The organism is Cognatishimia sp. 1_MG-2023, assembly GCF_030548175.1.
GTDB lineage: Bacteria > Pseudomonadota > Alphaproteobacteria > Rhodobacterales > Rhodobacteraceae > Cognatishimia.
On sequence record NZ_JAUORX010000004.1, the window covers coordinates 290,959 to 309,652 of the forward strand.

At 51.2% G+C, this 18,694-nt stretch carries 23 protein-coding genes; 9 read left to right on the top strand and 14 right to left on the bottom strand.

Annotation, left to right across the window (positions count from 1 at the left end; all coding sequences use genetic code 11):
* Nucleotides 1-13 precede the first annotated feature (13 nt).
* The 6 genes from Q4544_RS09105 to hemJ form a co-directional block, all read right to left on the bottom strand.
* Nucleotides 14-823, bottom strand: a complete 810-nt coding sequence (locus Q4544_RS09105; RefSeq protein ID WP_303505536.1) for a ParA family protein — start codon at nt 821-823, stop codon at nt 14-16.
* The gene (gene rsmG, locus Q4544_RS09110) at nt 816-1,439 is read right to left on the bottom strand and encodes a 16S rRNA (guanine(527)-N(7))-methyltransferase RsmG (RefSeq protein ID WP_303505537.1); all 624 of its coding nucleotides are present in this window, start codon (nt 1,437-1,439) and stop codon (nt 816-818) included. The genes Q4544_RS09105 and rsmG overlap by 8 nt, the downstream gene beginning before the upstream one ends.
* Complete coding sequence (gene mnmG, locus Q4544_RS09115) at nt 1,436-3,301, bottom strand: tRNA uridine-5-carboxymethylaminomethyl(34) synthesis enzyme MnmG (protein WP_303505539.1); 1,866 nt, start codon at nt 3,299-3,301, stop codon at nt 1,436-1,438. Before mnmG ends, rsmG begins: the two co-directional genes overlap by 4 nt.
* Nucleotides 3,302-3,312: 11 nt before the next feature.
* Nucleotides 3,313-4,611 (bottom strand): tRNA uridine-5-carboxymethylaminomethyl(34) synthesis GTPase MnmE, encoded by a 1,299-nt coding sequence (mnmE, locus tag Q4544_RS09120; RefSeq protein WP_303505540.1) that lies wholly within the window; start codon nt 4,609-4,611, stop codon nt 3,313-3,315.
* 6 nt (nt 4,612-4,617) lie between these two features.
* Complete coding sequence (gene rho / locus Q4544_RS09125) at nt 4,618-5,889, bottom strand: transcription termination factor Rho (RefSeq protein WP_303505541.1); 1,272 nt, start codon at nt 5,887-5,889, stop codon at nt 4,618-4,620.
* Nucleotides 5,890-6,010: 121 nt separating this feature from the next.
* Entirely contained in the window at nt 6,011-6,460 is a 450-nt protein-coding gene (gene hemJ, locus Q4544_RS09130) for a protoporphyrinogen oxidase HemJ (RefSeq protein ID WP_303505542.1), read from the bottom strand.
* A 420-nt stretch (nt 6,461-6,880) separates the two neighbouring features.
* On the opposite strand from hemJ, the gene Q4544_RS09135 reads away from it, so the two are divergent.
* From Q4544_RS09135 to dnaQ, 4 genes are read left to right on the top strand one after another with little or no spacing between them, the layout of a single operon-like run.
* Entirely contained in the window at nt 6,881-7,480 is a 600-nt protein-coding gene (locus tag Q4544_RS09135; RefSeq protein ID WP_303505544.1) for a nucleoside triphosphate pyrophosphatase, read from the top strand.
* On the top strand, nt 7,477-8,310 hold the full coding sequence (locus tag Q4544_RS09140) for a shikimate dehydrogenase (RefSeq protein WP_303505546.1): 834 nt from the start codon (nt 7,477-7,479) through the stop codon (nt 8,308-8,310). Before Q4544_RS09135 ends, Q4544_RS09140 begins: the two co-directional genes overlap by 4 nt.
* Nucleotides 8,307-8,900 (top strand): dephospho-CoA kinase, encoded by a 594-nt coding sequence (coaE, locus tag Q4544_RS09145; RefSeq protein WP_303505548.1) that lies wholly within the window; start codon nt 8,307-8,309, stop codon nt 8,898-8,900. Before Q4544_RS09140 ends, coaE begins: the two co-directional genes overlap by 4 nt.
* Entirely contained in the window at nt 8,893-9,624 is a 732-nt protein-coding gene (gene dnaQ / locus Q4544_RS09150) for a DNA polymerase III subunit epsilon (RefSeq protein WP_303505549.1), read from the top strand. The genes coaE and dnaQ overlap by 8 nt, the downstream gene beginning before the upstream one ends.
* 33 nt (nt 9,625-9,657) lie before the next feature.
* Here dnaQ and secB read toward each other — a convergent pair whose 3' ends face one another.
* Nucleotides 9,658-10,149: a protein-export chaperone SecB gene (secB, locus tag Q4544_RS09155; protein WP_303505550.1), complete on the bottom strand. Its 492-nt coding sequence runs from the start codon at nt 10,147-10,149 to the stop codon at nt 9,658-9,660.
* A 59-nt stretch (nt 10,150-10,208) separates the two neighbouring features.
* Nucleotides 10,209-10,703, bottom strand: coding sequence for an FxsA family protein (locus tag Q4544_RS09160; RefSeq protein WP_303505552.1), 495 nt, complete (start codon nt 10,701-10,703; stop codon nt 10,209-10,211).
* A gap of 100 nt (nt 10,704-10,803) precedes the next feature.
* On the opposite strand from Q4544_RS09160, the gene Q4544_RS09165 reads away from it, so the two are divergent.
* Genes Q4544_RS09165 through Q4544_RS09175 form a run of 3 tightly spaced genes read left to right on the top strand, consistent with a single transcriptional unit; the run spans nt 10,804 to nt 13,084 of the window.
* Nucleotides 10,804-11,457 carry a Tim44/TimA family putative adaptor protein gene (locus Q4544_RS09165; RefSeq protein ID WP_303505554.1) on the top strand — a complete coding sequence of 218 codons (654 nt, stop codon included), beginning with the start codon at nt 10,804-10,806 and terminating at the stop codon, nt 11,455-11,457.
* Nucleotides 11,454-12,491, top strand: a complete 1,038-nt coding sequence (locus Q4544_RS09170; RefSeq protein ID WP_303505556.1) for a murein transglycosylase A — start codon at nt 11,454-11,456, stop codon at nt 12,489-12,491. Before Q4544_RS09165 ends, Q4544_RS09170 begins: the two co-directional genes overlap by 4 nt.
* Nucleotides 12,488-13,084 carry a Smr/MutS family protein gene (locus Q4544_RS09175; RefSeq protein WP_303505558.1) on the top strand — a complete coding sequence of 199 codons (597 nt, stop codon included), beginning with the start codon at nt 12,488-12,490 and terminating at the stop codon, nt 13,082-13,084. Before Q4544_RS09170 ends, Q4544_RS09175 begins: the two co-directional genes overlap by 4 nt.
* On the opposite strand, the gene Q4544_RS09180 is transcribed toward Q4544_RS09175, so the two are convergent.
* Nucleotides 13,081-14,205, bottom strand: a complete 1,125-nt coding sequence (locus Q4544_RS09180) for an alpha/beta hydrolase (protein ID WP_303505560.1) — start codon at nt 14,203-14,205, stop codon at nt 13,081-13,083. The genes Q4544_RS09175 and Q4544_RS09180 overlap by 4 nt on opposite strands.
* Before the next feature lie 71 nt (nt 14,206-14,276).
* Complete coding sequence (hslU, locus tag Q4544_RS09185; protein WP_303505562.1) at nt 14,277-15,584, bottom strand: ATP-dependent protease ATPase subunit HslU; 1,308 nt, start codon at nt 15,582-15,584, stop codon at nt 14,277-14,279.
* A gap of 165 nt (nt 15,585-15,749) precedes the next feature.
* Here hslU and Q4544_RS09190 point away from each other — a divergent pair, with 165 nt between their 5' ends.
* The gene (locus Q4544_RS09190; protein ID WP_303505565.1) at nt 15,750-16,160 is read left to right on the top strand and encodes a twin-arginine translocation signal domain-containing protein; all 411 of its coding nucleotides are present in this window, start codon (nt 15,750-15,752) and stop codon (nt 16,158-16,160) included.
* Nucleotides 16,161-16,196: 36 nt separating this feature from the next.
* On the opposite strand, the gene hslV is transcribed toward Q4544_RS09190, so the two are convergent.
* A complete protein-coding gene (gene hslV, locus Q4544_RS09195) occupies nt 16,197-16,760 on the bottom strand; it encodes an ATP-dependent protease subunit HslV (RefSeq protein WP_303505567.1) in 564 nt (187 codons plus the stop codon).
* Nucleotides 16,761-17,195: 435 nt separating this feature from the next.
* On the opposite strand from hslV, the gene Q4544_RS09200 reads away from it, so the two are divergent.
* On the top strand, nt 17,196-17,387 hold the full coding sequence (locus Q4544_RS09200; RefSeq protein WP_303505569.1) for a DUF1127 domain-containing protein: 192 nt from the start codon (nt 17,196-17,198) through the stop codon (nt 17,385-17,387).
* 92 nt (nt 17,388-17,479) lie between these two features.
* Here Q4544_RS09200 and Q4544_RS09205 read toward each other — a convergent pair whose 3' ends face one another.
* The 3 genes from Q4544_RS09205 to trxA all read right to left on the bottom strand — a co-directional run bounded on the left by Q4544_RS09205 (nt 17,480) and on the right by trxA (nt 18,657).
* Nucleotides 17,480-17,848 carry a Lin0512 family protein gene (locus tag Q4544_RS09205; RefSeq protein ID WP_303505570.1) on the bottom strand — a complete coding sequence of 123 codons (369 nt, stop codon included), beginning with the start codon at nt 17,846-17,848 and terminating at the stop codon, nt 17,480-17,482.
* Nucleotides 17,845-18,195: a Lin0512 family protein gene (locus tag Q4544_RS09210; RefSeq protein ID WP_303505571.1), complete on the bottom strand. Its 351-nt coding sequence runs from the start codon at nt 18,193-18,195 to the stop codon at nt 17,845-17,847. The genes Q4544_RS09205 and Q4544_RS09210 overlap by 4 nt, the downstream gene beginning before the upstream one ends.
* A gap of 141 nt (nt 18,196-18,336) precedes the next feature.
* Nucleotides 18,337-18,657, bottom strand: coding sequence for a thioredoxin (trxA, locus tag Q4544_RS09215; RefSeq protein ID WP_303505572.1), 321 nt, complete (start codon nt 18,655-18,657; stop codon nt 18,337-18,339).
* Nucleotides 18,658-18,694: the final 37 nt, after the last annotated feature.

Here is an 18,694-nt window from a genome sequence, read left to right on the forward strand (position 1 = left end):
TTATTATTCTAATTTAGGCTGCGACGCCCAGGTGTTTGTCTAAAACTTCCCTCGCCAATTTGCGATAGGCTTCAGCACCCTTTGATGTTGGATCATACTGCAAAACCGGCTGCGCGAAAGAGGGAGCTTCGGAAACGCGCACATTCCGCGGAATTCGGGTTTTGAATACCAACTCACCCAAGTTATCCCGCGCATCATCCTCTACCTGCTGCGACAGGTTATTTCGCGCATCAAACATCGTCAAAACAACACCTTCAATGCGCAGGTTGGGATTTGCAGTTTGACGGACCTCACGAACAGTCAGCATCAATTGTGACAATCCCTCCAAAGCAAAGAACTCACTTTGCAACGGAATCAAAACAGAATGCGCAGAAATCATTGCGTTAACTGTCAATAAGTTCAGAGAAGGTGGGCAATCAATCAGAATATAATCCCAACCAAATTCATCCATCGCAGGCTGACGCAAAGCATCATGCAATAGGAAAGACCGCTTTTCGTTAGTCATCAGCTCCATATCTGCAGAGCTAAGATCGACCGTCGCAGGTATAATTGCCATCCCCTCAATATCTACAGATTGAATGACATCCTTTAATTCAACGTCCCCCAACAACAAATCGTATGTGGTCAACTCTCGATCTTCTGCTTCAATACCCAAACCGGTAGAGGCATTACCCTGTGGGTCCAGATCAACGACCAATACGCGGACGCCCTCTTCCACCAAAGCTGCTGCTAGATTTATCGCTGTAGTCGTCTTGCCAACGCCACCTTTTTGATTGGCAACGGCAATAATTCTTGGACCGTTTCCACGAATTGGGTCAGACACGATGAATATCCCTGATTTTTAGAATTACTGCGCCCTCTTGAGTATCACTTTTAATACTCTCACATTCGAAAGACCACGTTTTCTGTGCTTCTTGCAACTCGTTTTTCCAATTAATTCCTTTTGGGAACAAAGCTGTACCCTCTGGGTCCAAATGATGCTCTGAAAACTCCAACAACGAGGAAAGATCAGCCAAAGCCCGCGCTGATAATATCCGCGCATTCTGAGGCTCCACTTTTTCAATCCGGTCATTCAACACTGTTGCTTTAACACCAGTTTCTCTTAACACCGTCCTTAGAAAGGTGCATTTTCTAAGATCACTTTCAATCAGTGTCACCGTCCGTGGATATTTTTTGTCGGCATTTAGAATAGCAACGACAAGTCCAGGAAACCCTCCTCCACTGCCAATATCCACCCAGCTCCCAGTTCCGTCTTTATCCTGAGTAAAAACCTGAACGGAATCTTGGATATGGCGATCCCAAAGATCGCCCAAAGTAGATTTTGAAACCAGGTTAATCGTAGGGTTCCATTTTTTTAGAAGACTAGCAAGTAATTCGAGGCGCTCGAATGTTTCACGTGAAACATCGAAATTATCCAACTTAAATTGCGAAAAACTCACGCAGTCTTCTCCATTTTCTGTCTTTGACGAAGCTTTGCCAAAAGAAGCGTTAGCGCGGCAGGGGTCATACCATCAACACGAGCAGCCTGAGCTAGATTACTTGGACGCGCATTTTCTAATTTCAATTGAAGCTCATTCGATAAACCTTCGATCCCCTTAAACTGAAAGTCCGCCGGAATGACCTGCGCCTCATCGCGACGCATGGCATCAACATCCCGCTGCTGCCGGTCAATATAGTTGGCGTACAGAGCATCACGCGCGAGCTGTTCTCTAACCTCTGAATCAAGCTCATTCACTTCAGGAACAAGAACAGAAAGCTGATCAAAACTAACATCAGGCGTTGAAAGCAACTGATATGCAGAACGACGGACACCATCGTTCTTAATCTTGATCCCAGAAATTTCGGCTTCTTTCGGCGAAAAACTCGCAGATTGGAGCAATTCACGGCCGGAATTCAACATGTCAAGTTTTTTGTCAAAATGAGAATACCGATTATCATTCACCAACCCCAACGCCCTACCGATCGGAGTTAGACGTTGGTCGGCATTGTCAGCCCTCAGTGAAAGACGGAACTCCGCACGAGATGTAAACATCCGATATGGCTCAGTCACGCCTCGCGTAATCAAGTCATCAACCATCACCCCGATATAACTGTCAGAGCGCCCAAAATGATGTGGATCTTTACTCTGCGCACTCAGCGCTGCATTAAGCCCTGCAACAAGCCCTTGCGCCGCTGCCTCCTCATAGCCGGTTGTCCCGTTAATCTGCCCTGCAAGGTACAAGCCAGGTACCGTACGAACAGCTAAACTGGCGTCAAGAGCCCTCGGATCAACATAATCGTACTCAATTGCGTATCCTGGCTGAATGATCTTTGCATCCTCGAGTGCATAGATGGACCGGACATAATCATCCTGAACGTCTTCAGGTAGTGAAGTAGAAATCCCATTCGGATAGACCGTGTTGTCATCCAAACCCTCTGGCTCAAGAAAAACTTGATGCGAGGTTTTGTCTGCAAATCGAACGATCTTATCTTCGATAGATGGACAATACCGCGGCCCTACGCCTTCAATATGTCCGCCATACATCGCTGATCTATCAAGGTTTTCGCGGATAATGTCATGCGTGCGTTCATTCGTATGGGTTATTGCACAGGCCACCTGACGTGCGCTGGGTGATTTTGAAAGAAACGAGAACATCACAGGTTCTTCGTCGCCCTCCTGCTTTTCAAGCAAATCCCATTTGATTGTCCTCGCATCCAAACGCGGGGGTGTTCCTGTCTTTAGCCGCCCTAACGGCAATTCAAAACTATCAATACGTTCTGCCAGCTTAACGGAGGGTCGATCTCCCATACGGCCACCAGGCCGCGAGATATCACCGATATGAATTACACCACGTAGAAACGTGCCAGTGGTTAAAACAACGGCGTGAGATCGTACTTCAGAACCATCCGAAAGCGTAATTCCTGATACGCGGTTGTTTTCCATAATGAAATCAGTCGCTTCCCCCTCTAAAATGGTCAGGTTCGGCTGGTTCTGCATCTCACGCAGCATTGATTCTCGATAAATCTTTCGATCTGCTTGTGCACGAGGACCTTGAACCGCCGGACCCTTGCGTCGGTTCAACAACCGAAATTGTATACCTGCTAAATCAGCAACCCGGCCCATCACTCCATCAAGCGCATCAATCTCGCGCACAAGGTGCCCTTTACCCAGACCACCAATAGCCGGATTACAAGACATGACGCCGATACCGCCAATGGTAAGTGTAACAAGGGCAGTCTTCGCCCCCATCCTGACAGCAGCATGTGCGGCATCACAGCCAGCATGACCGCCCCCAACAACAACGACATCAAAATGTTTCACGTGAAACACTCCTATTTTCCGATGCAAAAGCTAGAAAAAATCTCATCCAAGAGGTTTTCAACATCAATCCGACCGACAATGGAATCCAAAGCACGAATCGCCGTGCGCAGTTCCTCTGCAGCTATATCATAGTGATCCGCACCTAGCGCTAGAACTGCCTTCGCAGCTGATAGACTTTCTGATGCGCGGACCATCGCCACACGATGACGTTCACGCGTGGCTACTCCAGAACGCCCCGCAAGCGAGGATAACTTGTCAGAAACCTTAGAAACCAATTTTGAAAGGCCCTGCCCCGTCTTTCCGGATACCGCGTTGCGAACATCCGACAGCGTATCCGCCTTGGCAGCGACAACAATATCCCCAGCCAAAGGTTCAAAATCCGGGGATTGACCGTCCTCAATCAGAAACACGCGAAGGTCAGCCGCAACAGCGCGCTCTTTCGCTCGCTCAATGCCTATCCCCTCAACATGATCATCCGTATCGCGTAAGCCCGCCGTATCCAGCAAAGTCACTGGTAACCCACTCAAATCCATACGGACTTCGATCACATCTCTGGTCGTACCTGCAAATTCAGAGGTGATAGCCGCCTCGCGACCAGCTAAGGCATTCAAAAGAGTAGACTTTCCGACATTTGGCGCGCCTACAATAGCAACTTCAAATCCTGTCCGAATACGCTCAGCTGTTTCAACGCCAGAGATCTCTTTTTCCAGGACCGACAAAACGCCATTCAGCAATGCATCGACTTCGGGCGTTACATCAACCGGCACATCTTCGTCAGCAAAATCAATTGTGGCTTCAATCAATGCAGCAGCTCTGATCAAATCAGCACGCCAACGCTCAGCAACTTTTCCAAGGTCACCTGATAGCACCCGCAAGGCTTGCCGACGTTGTGCTTCGGTTTCGGCGTCGATCAAATCGGCAAGCCCCTCGACCTGCGCCAAATCCAAACAACCATTTTCAAGCGCTCGGCGGGTAAATTCCCCCGCCTCTGCCAGACGCAATCCGTTTAAGTCACCTAACACCCGCAACACGCGGTTAACAACGGCGATTGAACCATGCAGATGAAATTCCAGAACTTCTTCGCCCGTAAACGAACGGCCCTGCTCAAAATACAAAACCAGTGCCTGATCTAGACGTACGCCACCAGCATCACACAAAACCTTAAGGCTTGCCATACGCGGCGCAGGCAATTCACCAAACAGTGCCGCTGCCACATCTGTAACAGCAGGACCGGACACTCGAACGACAGCGACCCCCGCCTTACCGGGGGCCGTTGCTAGCGCAAATACAGTATCGTTAACGAAAGCCATGACGCATCACGCGTTCATGGAATCGAAGAACTCTTCGTTGCTCTTTGTTTGTTTGAGCTTCGAAATCAAGAACTCAACCGCATCCGTGGTACCCATTGGGTTCAGAATGCGACGCAAGACAAAGGTCTTTTGCAGATCTTTTGGATCAACCAGCAGATCTTCTTTTCGTGTACCAGACTTCAGAATATCAATCGCCGGGAAGACGCGTTTATCAGCAACCTTACGATCCAGAACGATCTCAGAGTTACCAGTACCTTTGAATTCCTCAAAGATAACTTCGTCCATCCGCGAACCAGTATCAATCAATGCTGTTGAGATAATGGTCAGTGATCCACCTTCTTCGATATTCCGCGCGGCACCAAAGAAACGCTTAGGACGTTGCAGCGCATTTGCGTCCACACCACCGGTCAAAACCTTACCAGAAGACGGCACAACCGTGTTGAACGCCCTACCAAGTCTTGTGATCGAATCCAAAAGGATCACAACATCTCGTTTATGTTCTACCAAACGCTTGGCTTTTTCGATCACCATCTCAGAAACCGCAACGTGACGTGTCGCCGGTTCATCAAAGGTAGAGGAAATCACCTCACCCTTCACAGAACGCTGCATATCCGTCACCTCTTCTGGGCGTTCATCAATCAGTAGAACGATCAAATAGCACTCTGGGTGGTTCTTCTCGATAGAGTTCGCGATGTTCTGAAGCAGAACAGTTTTACCAGTCCGTGGCGGCGCAACGATCAAAGAACGCTGACCTTTACCAATTGGTGAAACCAGGTCGATGATCCGTGCAGAACGATCTTTGATTGTTGGATCTTCGACTTCCATCTTCAAACGCTCATCCGGGTACAGCGGCGTCAGGTTGTCGAATGCAATTTTATGTTTCGCTTTTTCTGGATCTTCAAAATTAATCGAAAATACCGTTGTCAGCGCGAAATAACGCTCTGTCTCTTCAGGGGCCTTAATCACACCGTTGATTGTGTCACCGGTCCGCAGGCTGTGCTTACGGATCATCTCAGGGCTAACATAAATGTCATCTGGGCCCGGCAGATAGTTCGCTTCTGGCGAACGCAAGAAACCAAAACCATCCTGTAGAACTTCAAGCACACCATCGCCCGAAACTTCCCATCCCTCATCCGCGCGTTCACGCAGGATTTGGAACATCATCTCGCCTTTACGCATGGTTGATGCGTTTTCGATCTCCAGCTCTTCAGCCATCGAAAGCAAGTCTTTAGGACTCTTTGCCTTTAGATCGGATAGCGCGAGTTTGTTCTCGGACATAGATACACCTTTGTCGGCCCACAAAGGCCGCTCATCATCAATTTTAGGTCGGAAGACACATGACCCGGACGGGCCTGTTAAACAATTAAATAGGAGGATTCCTAATTTAAGTCAAACAGCCTTAGAATTTCACAACAACAGAAATCACTATCAAGACCATCAAGACAGTAGGCACTTCGTTCATCATTCGAAACTGTCGACCGGTCGTGGTGTTTTCGCCGCGCTCAAACACCTTTCGGCGTATCATCAGCCAATGATGGAACCCAGTCATCCCAATCACACCCGCAGCCTTCGTATACGGCCACACAGCGCCCCAATCGACAATGCCGGGGGTCATGACAAGCAAAAGGCCAAAAACCCACGTGGCGACGCTTGCTGGGCCCATGATCACTTTCAAAAGTTTGTATTCCATTAATTGGAACGTTTGATCCAGCTGATCACCCTTCTTTGCCTTTTCTGCGTGATACACAAAGAGGCGTGGCAAATAGAATAGACCAGCCATCCAGCTGATCACTGACATGATGTGAAACGCTAAAATCCAAGGGTACAGGCTAGCAAGAATGTCTGACACGGGTGCGATCCTCTCTCGCCGGCTCGCCTTACTAAATAAATATATATTTATAAGAAAGGAAGTTGATTTGGTAGTAAGCCGATTTTCTGTGGATTACTCAGTTTCTCCCGACTTCTCCACATTCATTTTTACGGTGGGGAAACTTTAGGGAAAACCGGTGTGCAAATTGTATTTCTATGGAAAAATGTTTTCTAACAATATCTTAACAAGTGATATCAAATAATTTCTCTGTGTATAAATCTGCGGACAAATAATCGGAAAAACGATTCCGCCACAGAAAACCAGTTATCCTCATCCCAAGGGGAGGAATCGTGAGCGACTCAGTTGAAAGGGCAGAGTTATCTACCGCTTGCGCCGAGGCTCGAATTCCTCGACAACCTATCCGCAGCTTTAGACACAAGTTTTCACCAGGTTATCCACATGAGCGAACCGATCATTCTTGCCTCTGGCTCCAAAATTCGCGCAGATCTGCTGCGCAATGCCAACGTACCTTTCGAGGTTATGACAGCTCCGGTTGACGAGGAGTTAATTCGCGAGAGCCTCGAAGCAGAGGGCACCAGCCCCCGAGACATCGCAGATTCCCTAGCAGAGGCCAAAGCACAACGCGTTAGCGCGAAGCTACCGGGCGCACTCGTTTTGGGATGTGATCAGGTTCTCGACTTTGAGCGAGAGGTTTTTTCAAAACCCAAAGACCAAGACGACGCAATTGCGCAACTGATGCGCCTTCGGAATAATCGGCACACATTACTATCTGCTGCGGTGATTTACGAAAACGGCAAACCTGTTTGGCGGCACGTCGGAATGGTGCGCTTGTTAATGCGCGACTTCTCTGATGCGTTTCTTAAAGACTATGTTAACCGTAATTGGGACAGCATCCGTCATACTGTCGGCTGCTATCAGCTCGAAGGCGAAGGTGTTCGTTTATTTACCCGCGTCGACGGCGATTACTTTACAGTTCTGGGTATGCCTTTACTCGAAATCCTAGCCTATTTGACCCTGCGTGGAGATTTACAAAGATGACATTGCCTAAAATTCCTTTGGCTGGCGTAATTGGCCACCCCATTGCACATTCGAAATCACCGATGTTGCATGGGTATTGGCTAAAGGCCTACGGGATAGAGGGCCATTATGTCCCAATTGATGTCGCGCCCGAAAACTTTGAAACCGTTTTGCGCAACATGCATAAAATGGGCTTTGTCGGCGCCAATGTGACGATCCCACACAAAGAACGTGCGTTAGAATTCGCGGATCAAGTGACCGATCGGGCAACCCTTATCGGCGCTGCTAACACATTGATTTTCCACGAAGATGGAAAAATCCTTGCGGATAATACTGATGGCTATGGGTTTATCCAAAACCTCCGTCAATTCGCCCCTGATTGGGAACCAGAAGCTGGTCCTGCCGTTATTCTGGGTGCCGGCGGTGCCGCCCGTGCTGTTGTTGCGTCTTTATTAGATGTCGGTGTGCCAGAAATCCTGATTACCAACCGCACCCGCGTGCGTGCAGAACAGCTCCGCGATGATTTTGGCGCCCGCCTTAAGGTCGTTGAATGGAACCAAGCCGCCAATGTTTTGGAGCAGGCAACCACTGTCGTGAACACCACATCTCTCGGAATGGCCGGCAAGCCAGAACTTAAGATGTCTCTCGACGGGCTGCAGCCGGGCACTTTGGTGACCGATCTTGTTTATAACCCTCTGCGCACCCAGTTCTTGGAAACCGCAGCGGAAAAAGGCTGCGTCACTGTTGATGGGCTTGGCATGTTATTACACCAAGCGGCCCCCGGATTTGAACGCTGGTTCGGCCCTCGACCCGAGGTCACCGATGAACTACGGCAAGTGATCCTCGGATGACCTTTACGCTTGGATTGACCGGTTCCATTGGCATGGGAAAATCCACAACAGCCAAACTTTTCGCTGATCTTGGTTGCGCTGTCTGGGATGCAGATGCCGCAGTGCATCGCATGTATGCCCAAGGCGGCGCTGCGGTTGCGCCAATAAAGGCCGCGCTGCCGAGCGCAATCATTGACAATGCGGTGTCGCGTGATGAACTCAAGGTATTAATATCAAAAGACAACTCCGTCCTTTCGATATTGGAAGAGATCGTCCACCCCCTCGTCGCTGCAGACCGAGATGAATTTATCAAAACCAGCACGGCAGACATCACCGTTCTCGACATCCCATTGCTGTTCGAAAACGGTACGGAAAAGACATTGGACGCTGTCGTTTGTGTCTCTATTCCAGCTGAAACACAGCAATCCCGCGTTATGGCTCGTGGTACGATGACACTCGACCAATTCAAAGCGATCCGGGCGAAGCAAATGCCCATCGATGACAAAGTCGCACGCGCCGATTATGTTGTTGTGACCGACACGCTTGATCATGCAAAAGCACAGGTTCAGGCCATCGTAACGACCATCAGAGAGCAGATTGCAAATGCGTGAAATCGTCCTGGATACGGAAACAACTGGTTTTGATGCCAAAGAGGGCGGCGACCGGATCGTCGAAATCGGCTGTGTTGAACTGTTCAACCACATGCCAACCGGCAAAACCTATCACGTCTACATCAACCCCGAACGATCCATGCCGCAAGGCGCGTTTGAGGTGCACGGCATTGGCCCCGATATTCTGGAACCACCAAAAGAACCTGAACCGGGTCAGGTAATTCTGCGCGACAAACCTGTTTTCGCCAAAGTGGGTCAGTCGTTTTTGGACTTCGTTAGGGATTCCAAAATGGTGATCCACAACGCAGCTTTCGATATGAAGTTCTTAAACTTCGAACTCGCGCGCATGGGTCTTCGCACCCTTCCGATGGAACAATCCTTAGACACGCTAGCGATCGCGCGAAAGAAATTTCCAGGTTCACCGGCAACCCTCGATGCCCTGTGCCGCCGCTTCAACATCGACAACACAAATCGTACGTTGCACGGCGCGTTGCTTGACTCTGAAATTTTGGCTGAGGTCTATCTAGAACTGATCGGCGGCCGCCAACCAGACTTTGGACTGGCCACAAACGCTGGCTCTTCTGGTAGCGTATCCCAAGACGATTGGCGCCCTACAGCACGGCCTAATCCCCTGCCCTCGCGCATAAAACCCGAGGAAAAACAAGCACATGACGCTTTTGTTGAAAAAATGGGAGAAGAGGCGCTTTGGAATAAGCTAGGTTAGCACCCCCAGTGATCCGGGGGCGCTAAAAATTTATCAGGCGTCCAATTTCTGGGTGCCACCCGCTTGTGCACGGCGCGCAAGCTCGTTGCGATACAGTGCAACAAAATCAATGGTCTCTAGGTTCAGTGGTGGGAAGCCACCGTCGCGTGTGATGTCAGAAACAACACGGCGCAGGAACGGGAAGATCATGCGTGGGCATTCAATCAACAAGAATGGGTGCAGCTGATCTTCTGGCACGCCTTCGATCTGGAAAATGCCGACATAGTCGATTTCCAAAACAAACAGCACATCTTCGCCACCTTTGGCTTTGCTTGTGATGTTCAGTTTGATCGCAGATTCATACTGGTTTTCAGCGCCACGCTTTTTAGCGTCTAGATTAACCTGAATTTTCACGTCTGGCTGAACTTCACCCTGCGCGCCTTTTTGCGCCAGAATGTTTTCGAATGACATGTCACGAATGTACTGTGTCATGACGTTCATTTTGATCTGTGGGGCCTGAGGCGCAGCGCCGTCGTTTTCAGCCATGGGTCGTCTCCAATGAATTCAAATTTTGCCGATAGCCTTAACAGGTCAGGCAAGTGGTCTCAATGCTTAGTCCAACCAGAGGGTCCATGGGTCGGTTTTTTGTCCATGTCCACCTCGGCAAATTCGCCGTCGATCACATCTTCATCCGCACGTGTTTGGGCGTGGTAACGCATATCATTCGGATTTCCACCCATCGCAAAGTTCTGCACCTTGATCCGGCTACGCGCATATTTGATCACGGCAACCCGAACTGGCGGCATCAGAAACGCAAAACCAACGGCGTCCGTAAAGAAACCCGGCGTCAGCAACAAAGCGCCTGCGATCAAGATCATCGCACCATGCGCCAAGGGTTCGGTGGGGTCATTCAACTCTGAAAACGACTGGCGTAGGTTACCCATGGCCATCGCACCTTGGTTTCGCACCAACCAAGTGCCTAAAATTGCGGTTAAAACCACGATCAGCAACGTCGGCCACAGGCCAATTGCACCGCCAACTTGAATAAACAAGCCAATTTCAATCAGCGGTACCGCCAGAAAAGCCAAGAACAACCACATATCGTTTTCTCCTTCACGTCTGCGCGTGTGGACTTGACCGCGCACGTGACATACATAAGTCCGGTATATGATTGTTTCCATGCCCTGACATGAGGTTCTAATGAATTCGCCAATTATTCAGCTTTTGGTGCTGGCCGGCATCGCCGTTTTCCTGATCCTGCGGCTGAAAAATGTGCTCGGCACACGAGATGGCTTTGAAAAGCCTCGCGAGGTTGCATCGCCGACACGCAATGGCCCGTCTCTCGAAGTGATCGAAGGTGGCCCAGATCGCGATATTATTGATCACGTGCCCGAAGGTAGCGATGCAGCTACTGCACTTAGCAAAATGAAAACTGCTGAACCAAGCTTTGGTGTCGGCGAATTCCTCGGCGGCGCCAAGGGTGCCTACGAGATGATCTTGATGGGTTTTGAAAGGGGCGATCTTGCTCCGATCAAAGGGTTCCTATCTGACGATGTGTACGATGCCTTTGCCTCCGTTGTGGAATCTCGCGAACAGCAAGGTCTCACCATCGAAGCAGAATTCATCGGCGTCCGTGAAACCACCTTGCAAGACGCAACGTTCAACGATGCAACCAGCGAAGCCGAGGTCACGGTGCGGTTTATCGGTGAATTGACCTATGTCGTTCGCGACAACGCCGGTGAAATCGTCGAAGGCAGCGATACCAAAGTGAAGCGTCAGAAAGACGTTTGGACCTTTGCGCGTAGCATGGGCACCGACGATCCGAACTGGCAGCTTGTCGCAACGGCAGAATGATTGCAGCGCTTCGGGCGGCATTGGTGGCGGGGCTTGTCATGACTGGATCAGCGCAAGCATCCGAACCCACCTATAAGATCCTCGAGTTTTCCGACCTCGAGGGATGGGAACGTGACGACCACCTCGCAGCGATGCGTGTGTTCCAAAGCACCTGTCCCGATCTTGATGCCCCCGATTGGCGCGCCATCTGCGCCGCTGCGCCAACCATCGGAAACCCAAAGAAATTCTTCGAACTCCTGTTCCGCCCTGTCCTGATTGAGGACGGCAAAGACATGATGTTCACCGGCTATTTTGAGCCAGAGCTTCAAGGCTCTCGCGTCCCCACCGCCCGCTACCGCTTCCCAGTATACGCCAAACCACCCGAAGTTCGCCGTGGCACCCAATGGCTATCTCGTCGCGAGATCGAAACCACCGGCGCGATGGTCGGCCGCGGTCTGGAAATCGCTTGGGTCGATGACTCGGTTGAATTGTTCTTCTTGCAAATCCAAGGCTCCGGTCGCATCCGCCTGCCCGACGGCAGCGCGATCCGCGTAGGTTATGGTGGCAAAAACGGTCACCCTTACCGATCTGTTGGCACCGAACTCGTGCGACGTGGCACTTACTCACCTCACCAAGTTTCGGCGCAAGTGATCCAAAGCTGGGTTAAACGAAACCCAATTGATGGCGCCGAATTGCTGCGCCACAATCCATCCTACGTGTTTTTCCGCACCGTGAACCAAGTCCCCGCCCACAAAGGCCCCCTTGGCGCGATGAACCGCTCTATCACAGAACTCCGCTCCGTTGCCGTTGATCCGGCCTACACGCCTCTTGGTGCCCCCGTCTGGATCGAGAAAAAGGGCGATAACCCCATGAACCGCCTGATGGTCGCCCAGGACACCGGCTCAGCCATCAAAGGCGCACAGCGCGCTGACATCTTCATGGGCACCGGCGACGAAGCCGGTCGCAAAGCCGGCCGTCTACGTGACCCTGGCCGCATGATCGTGTTATTGCCAATCCAACGGGCCTATGCGCTGTTGCCTGAGGCGGTGATGTGAAAAAACGCAAATTGTCGAAAGAGGATCAGGATCTCTGGCGCAAAGTGTCAGAGACGACAGAGCGCATGCACGCCGCCCCTCTGCGCCCTGAACCCAGCCCACAAAACAAAACGCTGCCAATCCCTGATCCGGTTGAAACCCATCACGCCCGCCTGCGCGAATTCGAGCTAGGGTCCAAAGCCAAACCTAAAGGCTACGGTCACAACTTAATGCCGTCCATTTCCGAACGCGTCGCCGCCCAGCCAGTCCAGATGGATCAAAAAGCCTATGGCCGCATGAAGCGCGGCAAGCTTGTCCCACAGGGCAAAATTGATCTGCACGGAATGACACTCGACCAAGCGCACCCAGCGCTGGTGGGCTTCATTATGCGCTCCTATGGCGAGGGTAAGCGACTGGTCCTTGTTGTCACCGGCAAAGGCAAACTCAAACAGGATGACGGCCCCATTCCCGTCCGTCGCGGCGTGTTGAAACATCAGGTGCCATCATGGCTCGCCATGGCCCCCCTGCGCCAAGTCGTGATGCAAGTTACAGAAGCCCACCTAAAACACGGCGGTAGCGGCGCGTATTACGTCTATTTGCGACGGGTGCGTTAACCGCCAACCGGTTCAGATGCCGGCGACAACACCCACTTAATCGCGTTGTTCACCCGTTTGGCAGACACACCAATCCGGCGCCCACCAACGGCAATCTCGCGCAATTGCCCTGCCCCGTTTTGGATCAGCTTTTGCAGCCCACCGCTTTTGAACAACCCAAGCATTTCGGGTGACGTCGCAATGGTAAAGTGATCGCCATAAACGCCATTTGCAAAGTCCGTTATGTCAAAGAACAGGATCGGATAATCCCCCAGTTGACTAATGTCGCTGTCATTCCCCAACCGTTTTTCCCGCCCGTTGATCAGGCCCGAAATCTCAAGCGCGCGGTCGCGTTCAGAGACAAACACAATGAACGGTTCCGGCAGCGTCTGAATGCTCTCAAGCTGGTTCTTAAACACATCCAGATCAATATCCGGCGCGATCAGCACCACACCTGCAAGGTTCCTGCGCGCCCAGCCCGGTTGCTTCAACTCAGTCTGGCGCAACGTCTCCATCGCCAGCATCGCACCCATTGAATGCGCCACCAAAAACGGCGGTGTTCCAGAGGCGTTCCGCGTCGCAATCAACGCCTCTTGCAATCCATCGCGGCTAAACAAAATGCTGTCTTGGTCATGGGCATATCCCAAAACCTTTGCCGCACTCGGCCAAGAAAACGTCACCTGCGCTCCGGGCGCATCCGCATCATGCAAAATCTGCGCATGGCGATACACAGCCTCGGAATAGCTGGTGTTAAATCCATGCACGAAAAACGTCACATCCGTGATGTCCGAAGACGCCTTGGGCACGGCCCGACGTAGCGCGGCTTGGTAATCCGCTTGCCCGTCAAACGCCTTTATATCTGAAATGGTGAAATGGCGTTCCGGGTTCGGGTTCTCGTGCCGGGTTTTTATCAACCCCGGCTCGTGACTTGGCGGCACAGAAACAGTCACACGCTGATACGCAACCTCGCTGGATCGCTGCAAATCAAACGCCCCATCCGCCCGCATATCGCGATTGGTCGCAACAAAGATCTGCCGAGCCGTTCCGACGTTCACCGCATCAGGTTTGACAACAAGGATTTCGCGATCCGCGCAGGATGCAATAAAAATGGGCAAAACAATCGCCAATAAACGAAAACGCATTACGTGAAACACCCACTAAAAAACCCGCTGAAACTATGTCTCAGCGGGCCGTTGTTTACCAGTCGTTATTCTTACAGAACATACCGCGACACATCGGTGGATTTGGTCAATTCACCAAGGTTCTTATCCACAAACGCAGCATCCACCGTCACCTCGCTACCGGATTGATCCGGCGCGTTGAATGACAGCTCTTCGAACACGCGCTCTAGCACCGTGTACAACCGCCGCGCGCCAATGTTTTCAACCGATTGGTTCACATCCGCCGCAATCTTCGCTAGCGCTGCAATGCCCTCCGGTGTGAACGTCACAGTCACCTCTTCGGTCGCCATCAATGCTGTATATTGCAACGTCAACGCATTGTCGGTTTCCGTTAGAATTCGCACAAAATCCTCTTCGGTCAGCGCGCGCAGTTCAACCCGAATAGGCAAACGTCCCTGCAATTCCGGCAACAGATCACTTGGCTTTGCAATGTGGAACGCACCCGAGGCGATGAACAGGATATGATCCGTCTTCACCGGACCATGTTTCGTGCTTACGGTTGTGCCTTCGATCAAAGGCAGCAAGTCCCGCTGCACACCTTCACGCGACACATCTGCCCCACGCGCATCAGAGCGCGCACAAACCTTGTCGATCTCATCCAAGAACACGATGCCGTTCTGCTCTACGCTTTCCAGTGCCAGCTTGTTAACCGCCTCGTCATCCAACAGCTTGTCTGCCTCTTCACCAAGCAGCACGTCATAGCTTTCAGCAACGGTCAGGCGTTTCTTCGTTTTACGGCCACCCATGGCTTTGCCAAACAGGTCACCCAAATTCATCATACCCATCTGACTGCCCGGTTGACCCGGCATATCAAACATCGACATCGGGTTGCTGCTATCTGCAACTTCCAGCTCGATCACGGTATCGTCCAGCAAACCCGCATGCAGCTTTTTGCGGAACATGTCCCGCGTTGCGTCACGCGCATCTTCGCCGGCAATCGCTTCGATCACACGTTCCTCGGCCGCCTTCTGGGCCTTCACCTTCACGTCTTCACGCATCTGCTCGCGGGTCTGCAAAATCGCAGCATCCACCAGATCGCGAATGATCTGTTCAACATCGCGACCCACATAGCCAACTTCGGTAAACTTCGTTGCCTCAACCTTTAGAAACGGCGCCTTCGCCAGTTTCGCCAAGCGACGGCTGATTTCGGTTTTACCAACGCCGGTTGGTCCAATCATCAAGATGTTCTTTGGATAGACTTCATCGCGCAGATCATCGCCAAGCTGCTTACGCCGCCAACGGTTCCGCAAAGCCACAGCCACCGCACGTTTTGCGTCATTTTGGCCGATGATAAAGCGATCAAGTTCTGAAACGATCTCGCGTGGGGTCAAGTCAGTCATAGTTCTATCCAAATGATTGTAAACGGAACCTAAGCACACTGTAAGAAAACGCAAGTGATGACATTCATTCACACCAGATGAGCAGATCGTGAGGCCTGGTTTTATTTCTGATCCGGCTCTCCAGATGACTACGACGAAGACAACAATCAAAAAATAGGATTTACTATGATCAATCGTCGTTCATTTTTTAAGTCAACAGCCACAGCAGGGGCAGCGTTGGTAGTAGGATCACTCGCGACTTCTGCGGTGGCCATGACCAAAGACGTCACTTCATCTGGCACATTCCAAGGTCGTAGCAACCACATCACAACCGGCGGTGTGTCCTTGTATAAAGAAGGTGATCAGTATTTTGTCGAACTGGCCGACGATTTCTCACTTGATGGCGGCCCAGACCCACGCGTTGGTTTCGGTAAAGACGGGGAATATGACCGCGACGGTTACCTTGGCGCGTTGATCAGCCTGAAAGGCAAGCAAGTTTACGCTCTGCCAAAAATCTGGGATCCAAAGAAATGGGATCAAGTATATATCTGGTGTGAAGTTGCAGGCGTGCCTCTGGGCGTTGCCGACCTAAAGTAACTTTACCAAAGTAATGTTACCAAAAAGGTCTGAGGCTTACGCCTCAGGCCTTATTTTTTCGACAGTCAACCGACCATTTGTGTAAACACAAATATCAGCGGCAATCGCCATGGCGGCACGCGCCACTTCTTCGGCATCACGATCGCTGTCCATCATGCCGCGCGCGGCTGCCAAGGCGTAGTTCCCGCCAGAGCCAATCGCCGTCACATCATGTTCAGGTTCCAATACATCCCCTGCCCCTGTGATGACAAAAATATCAGAGCCATCTGACACAATCAGCATCGCTTCGAGCTTTTGCAGGTATTTGTCTGTCCGCCAGTCTTTTGCCAACTCAACAGACGCACGCGCCAATTGACCCGGTGTGGCTTCTAGCTTGGCCTCAAGCCGCTCCAACAATGTGAATGCATCCGCGGTCGATCCTGCAAAGCCGGCAACAACTTCGTGCCCACCTGGTTTCAAGCGACGCACTTTACGCGCCGATCCCTTGATCACTGTTTGACCAAGGCTCACTTGCCCGTCACCCGCGATCACAACCTCGCCGCCCTTTTTGACGCCAATGATCGTCGTGCCGTGCCAACCGGGGAAAGTGTCGTCTGCCATGGAATGCCTCCGTTAAACTAGAAATGAATATATGGTCTGGCTATCGGGCAGGCGCAAGCGTTTGCCGAGAATCAGCTTGGGCGTTGCGTGGATTGTTCACCAAATTAACGAATTCAACGGCAGGATCCGGGAATCGTACGTTTCACGTTACGAAACGTACGAAACTCCACTTCGCTATTTATGAATCCGGCGTACTTTGTGGATGTGATGAATTAATCACGCCATATATCGTAGGTGGTTCGGTGGCCGATGGAATTAATTCTCACGCTAATTCAAAAGGTTAACGGTAAGAATGGTAAGGATTTCCGGAGGTTTTGAGGTATGCAAGAAACGCAGGTCGGGACTGATTTTTGGACATTTGTGGAATCTTAGACCCAAGCCTAGATAGGCCCTGCAACCGACACAGGGTCGGCTGACAATCAAAGGAAATGACACATGGCTACTCAAGCAATCGCCGCGCAAGTTTCTTTCGGAGCAGTCGAAACTCTCCGAGAGTTCAACCTGGTTAAAGAAATTAAAACAGCGTTTTCAACGTGGTACAGTAAGCATCAGACACGCAAAACTTTGCTTTCTTTGTCTGAAGAGCAACTCGAAGACATCGGTCTTTGCCGCGCAGACGTTCTGTAAGCCCAAAGAATTATAGGGTCCGACTCTCCCCCCTTTGTTGGACCAACTCAAAGCCGCGCTGATACCTTCAGAGCGGCTTTTATTATTTTATATCAATCGTTTGACTGAACCCACTTACCAGTCTGATCCGGCACATAAGCTTCAATCGCAGCCGTCGCCACAACATGAAATGTGCCCGCCTCTTCGTCGTGTACATTCAAGCCACCCTTAACCGCACGCACCTCTGCGACGCCCCGCGGAAGGTCCGCCGCAACAGCGTCGCAATCCACTTTGTCCGGCTCAGCCACGCCGATTGTGACCTGAACGGACATCTCGGAATGGTCCATATTTATCTTTGAAAACAAAGTAATAGACGAATGGTGCAAGGCATCCTGAACCGCGCGCTTTGCGGCCTTGGTGTAATCCTGACCGTACAAATCATTGCCGGTCCCCATCTCTAGAATGATGCGTTTCTTGCTCATTGCACCCGCTCCATATCAAAGGAAACCACGATGGCCGCATTGGCGATCACCGTCTGCCCATCCCGATGTGGCGCTTGGATGTTCAAGCCGCCTTCTTCAACCGTGATAGAGGGTTGGCCATACGGGAAAATCTTTAAAAGTTCTTCTTTATCAACAGCTTCTGGCTTCGCGACACCGATCTTCGCCTCGATGATCATCGCTTCTTTTGGAAAGCCAAACAGCTCTGCCATGTTGATTGAATTGTGCCAAAGCGCATCTTTCAACGCCCGGCCTGCGGCTTGAGTATAGTCTTCACGCCGTAGAGATGTGCCCATCCCAAATTCCACAAGAACACGTGTTTTCGCCATGTCTGGCTCCTTTGTTCATTTGGGCACAGACTGCGGGACAGCTGCAAAAATGAAAAGAGGCCAGAGCGGTTTTCTACTAAGACCAGCCAACAAAAAAGGCGCCCCAAAGGGACGCCTTTCGTTACTACAAGTTATTCAAACTTATAGAGAATCTTCGATCCAGCTTTGCAAAGCGGCCTTTGGCGCTGCGCCTGCACGGTTGGAAACAACCTGACCGTCTTTGAAAATGAACAGCGCTGGAATACCGCGCACGCCCATCGCAGCCGCCGCGTTCGGGTTGCTATCTACATCAACTTTGACGACTTTTACTTTTTCGCCAAACTCGTCAGACAGCTCCTCAAGAGCCGGGCCGATTTGTTTGCAAGGGCCACACCATTCTGCCCAAAAGTCTACGACTACAGGAACATCAGAATTTTTGACTTCAGCGTCAAAGGTGGCATCGGTGACAGCGACGGTGGCCATTTGGGCTCTCCTAGGAAGAATTTGGGTCGGCTCTGAA

Coding starts and splice junctions, on each gene's coding strand:
- Q4544_RS09140 (WP_303505546.1), top strand. CDS start 7,477: ATGACATTGCCTAAAATTCCTTTGGCTGGCGTAATTGGCCACCCCATT.
- Q4544_RS09200 (WP_303505569.1), top strand. CDS start 17,196: ATGGCTACTCAAGCAATCGCCGCGCAAGTTTCTTTCGGAGCAGTCGAA.
- Q4544_RS09210 (WP_303505571.1), bottom strand. CDS start 18,195: ATGGCGAAAACACGTGTTCTTGTGGAATTTGGGATGGGCACATCTCTA.
- Q4544_RS09135 (WP_303505544.1), top strand. CDS start 6,881: ATGAGCGAACCGATCATTCTTGCCTCTGGCTCCAAAATTCGCGCAGAT.
- Q4544_RS09165 (WP_303505554.1), top strand. CDS start 10,804: ATGAATTCGCCAATTATTCAGCTTTTGGTGCTGGCCGGCATCGCCGTT.
- Q4544_RS09160 (WP_303505552.1), bottom strand. CDS start 10,703: ATGTGGTTGTTCTTGGCTTTTCTGGCGGTACCGCTGATTGAAATTGGC.
- dnaQ (WP_303505549.1), top strand. CDS start 8,893: ATGCGTGAAATCGTCCTGGATACGGAAACAACTGGTTTTGATGCCAAA.
- mnmE (WP_303505540.1), bottom strand. CDS start 4,611: ATGGCTTTCGTTAACGATACTGTATTTGCGCTAGCAACGGCCCCCGGT.
- Q4544_RS09180 (WP_303505560.1), bottom strand. CDS start 14,205: ATGCGTTTTCGTTTATTGGCGATTGTTTTGCCCATTTTTATTGCATCC.
- secB (WP_303505550.1), bottom strand. CDS start 10,149: ATGGCTGAAAACGACGGCGCTGCGCCTCAGGCCCCACAGATCAAAATG.
- coaE (WP_303505548.1), top strand. CDS start 8,307: ATGACCTTTACGCTTGGATTGACCGGTTCCATTGGCATGGGAAAATCC.
- Q4544_RS09170 (WP_303505556.1), top strand. CDS start 11,454: ATGATTGCAGCGCTTCGGGCGGCATTGGTGGCGGGGCTTGTCATGACT.
- Q4544_RS09190 (WP_303505565.1), top strand. CDS start 15,750: ATGATCAATCGTCGTTCATTTTTTAAGTCAACAGCCACAGCAGGGGCA.
- Q4544_RS09205 (WP_303505570.1), bottom strand. CDS start 17,848: ATGAGCAAGAAACGCATCATTCTAGAGATGGGGACCGGCAATGATTTG.
- rho (WP_303505541.1), bottom strand. CDS start 5,889: ATGTCCGAGAACAAACTCGCGCTATCCGATCTAAAGGCAAAGAGTCCT.
- trxA (WP_303505572.1), bottom strand. CDS start 18,657: ATGGCCACCGTCGCTGTCACCGATGCCACCTTTGACGCTGAAGTCAAA.
- hslV (WP_303505567.1), bottom strand. CDS start 16,760: ATGGCAGACGACACTTTCCCCGGTTGGCACGGCACGACGATCATTGGC.
- hslU (WP_303505562.1), bottom strand. CDS start 15,584: ATGACTGACTTGACCCCACGCGAGATCGTTTCAGAACTTGATCGCTTT.